Consider the following 2,669-nt stretch of genomic DNA (forward strand, 5'->3'; position numbering starts at 1 on the left):
CGGCTGCCCGCCGCCCAGCGCCCGGGAGGGGAGGGCGCGCCATGACCGCCCCGCCCACGGACGGCCGCCTCGGCATCGTCATCGCCACCCGCGACCGCGCCGCCCGGCTGGCCGTCACCCTGCGCCACCTGTGCGCCCTGCCCGAGCGGCCCGAGATCCTCGTCGTGGACAACGCCTCCACCGACGGCACCCGCGCCCTGCTCGCCCGCGACTTCCCCGGGGTCCGGGTGCTGGCGCTCCCCGTCAACCACGGCGCCCTCGCCCGCAACCACGGGGCCCGCGCCCTCGACACCCCCTACGTGGCCTTCAGCGACGACGACTCCTGGTGGGCGCCCGGCTCCCTGGCCGGCGCCGCCGACCTGCTCGACCGGCACCCGGCGCTCGGCTCGGTCACGGCACGGATCGTCGTCGAGCCGGACGGCACCGACGACCCGATCGTCCGCGAGCTGCGCGACTCGCCCGTGCCCGGCCCGCCCTGGCTGCCCGGGCCGGCCCTCGGCTCGTTCCTGGCCGCCGCGACCGTCCTGCGCACCGACGCCTTCCGGACCGCGGGCGGCTTCCACCCGAGGCTGTGGCTCGGCGGCGAGGAGGAACTGCTCGCCGCGGACCTGGCGGCCGACGGCTGGTGGCTGACCTACGCGGACCACCTGACGATCCACCACCACGCCTCCCCGGCCCGGGACTCCACGCTGCGCCGGAGGCACGGCATCCGCAACACCCTGTGGTTCACCTGGTTGCGCCGCCCGGCCGGGCCCGCACTGCGCCGCACCCTGGGCCTGGCCCGCACGGTCCCGCGCGACACCACCTCGCTGCGCGCCTTCGCCGAGGCGGCGGCCGCCCTGCCCTGGGTCCTGCGCGAACGCCGCGTCCTGCCGCACGAGGTCGAGTCCCGGCTGCGCCTGCTGGAACCGGCCCAGCGCACCTCGGCGGCCCGCCGCTACACGGGCTGATCCGCCGCACGCCGGCGGGGCCCGCCCCCCGGCACCGGCGCGCGGGCCCCGTGGGCGACCGGAACCCGCGGTGGCGCGGGCGCGGCCGGTGCTCCCCGGGCGCCCGCCCCGGGAGGGCGGACGCTCAGCCCTCCGTCCACCGGCACAGCAGCCGGAAGAGCGTGAACAGCGTCAGCGGCCACACCACCGCGAACGTCATGATCACACCGGGGGACGAGGTGACCATCCCGGTCACCATCAGCACGACCGACACCGCGAGCAGCACGGCCGCGGTCCGGCCGTGCGGCCGGTACGACGCCGCCCGCCGCAGCAGGCGCGGTACGTCGGGCCCCCGGCGCAGCCGCAGCGTGCGCAGCCGCCGGTCGAGCCGGCGGTCGCGGCACAGGGCCCGTTCGATCTCGTCGAGGACGCGCTGTTCGTGATCAGGGAGCCGATCGAGGGGCACCGTCTCTCCTCCAGGGACGACCGGGAGGGGCCCGGGTGCCCGGCCGGCCTCGCGCTAACCGGCCCCGGCGCGGGAGGACAGCACCTCCACGAGCCGGTCCGCGCCGTCCGGCGCACGGTCCTCCCGGAACGCCTCGCGGACCTGCCGGGCGGCCACCCGGCCCGAGGTCAGGCACCAGCGCCACCACCGGTCCAGCCGCCGTGCGTCCAGCTGCCCGGCGGTCAGCAGCGCGGGCCAGCCGCAGGCGCGGGCCTGCGCGGCCACCTTCGCGCCGCCCAGCACCGGGTCCACCGCCAGCACCGGCGTGCCGACCCGCAGCGCGAGCACCAGCCCGTGCAGCCGGTCGGTGACGACCAGGTCGAGGCGGGCCAGCACCGACTGCAGCTGCGCGGGCGTCGCGCTCAGATGCCAGTCACGGGTGTCCAGCCGGGTCTCCAGCTCCAGCCGGGCGCAGTCCTTGCCGGCCAGCCAGTGCGTCACCCGGTCCGCGACCTGCCCGTGCCGCCGCCGCGGCCCGTACTCCTGCTGCCCGTGGGTGAGGATCACCCCGACCACGGGCCGGGCGGGCACCACCGGGGCGTGGGCCGCCAGGTCCTCGGACGGCTCGCTGCCGGGGGCGTCCCGCGCCAGCACGCGGTGGAACCCGGTCACGGCCGCCTCCTCGGGGTCGATCACGGAGGTCCCCACGGCGATCCGCACGCAGTGCGCGAAGCGCCGGTGCAGCTCCTCGACCTGCGGCCCGTGCAGCGGGCCGCACACGAACACCAGATGGGAGTAGTCGCCGGGCCGTACGTCGTCCAGGTGCCGGGCGTCCGGCAGGAAGCCGGGGCTCCAGACGACGTCGTGGGGGATCCGGGCCCGGCGCAGCACCTCCTCCACCCGGTGCAGCGCCAGCACGTCCCCGGCGGTCGCCTCCCCGTCGCGGAAGCTGAACCACCCGGTCAGCAGGACCCTCTCCGGTCGCCCGGACTCCGTCGTGTGCACCGTGCCACCGAGTGCCCCGCGCACGCGGGAGGCAATCAACGAGATGAGCGCGTGTTCCCCGGCCGTGCGCCGCGGCCGCCCCCGTCACGCGCTCACCGCCCGGCCCGGCGGGCCGGGACCGCCGCCGGGGGAGCGGACGCTCCGGGCGGTGCGCCCGGGCCCGGAGCGCGGCATCCGCTCCGGGACGGCGCGGGGGCGGAGGAGGAAGGAGAGAGACACCGAGACGCCGAGGCTCCGAGACGCCGAGACACGGAGACGCGGGGACGCGGAGACGCGGGGACGCGGAGACG

3 protein-coding genes are annotated in these 2,669 nt (G+C 77.9%); 1 reads left to right on the forward strand and 2 read right to left on the reverse strand.

What is annotated here, in order from left to right; translation table 11 throughout:
• Positions 1–41 precede the first annotated feature (41 nt).
• Positions 42–950, forward strand: coding sequence for a glycosyltransferase family 2 protein (locus tag B7L92_RS36760; RefSeq protein ID WP_081241491.1), 909 nt, complete (start codon positions 42–44; stop codon positions 948–950).
• Positions 951–1,074: 124 nt separating this feature from the next.
• Here the strand turns inward: B7L92_RS36760 and B7L92_RS36765 are convergent, their stop codons facing one another.
• The gene (locus B7L92_RS36765; RefSeq protein ID WP_081241492.1) at positions 1,075–1,395 is read right to left on the reverse strand and encodes a DUF3040 domain-containing protein; all 321 of its coding nucleotides are present in this window, start codon (positions 1,393–1,395) and stop codon (positions 1,075–1,077) included.
• Positions 1,396–1,449: 54 nt separating this feature from the next.
• Positions 1,450–2,379: a polysaccharide pyruvyl transferase family protein gene (locus B7L92_RS36770; protein WP_255311321.1), complete on the reverse strand. Its 930-nt coding sequence runs from the start codon at positions 2,377–2,379 to the stop codon at positions 1,450–1,452.
• Positions 2,380–2,669 lie beyond the last annotated feature (290 nt).

Source organism: Streptomyces viridosporus, assembly GCF_002078235.1.
In the GTDB taxonomy this organism is placed as follows: domain Bacteria; phylum Actinomycetota; class Actinomycetes; order Streptomycetales; family Streptomycetaceae; genus Streptomyces; species Streptomyces viridosporus.

Excerpts from the sequence above, each read along its gene's own strand:
- B7L92_RS36760 (WP_081241491.1), top strand. The coding sequence starts at position 42 with ATGACCGCCCCGCCCACGGACGGCCGCCTCGGCATCGTCATCGCCACC.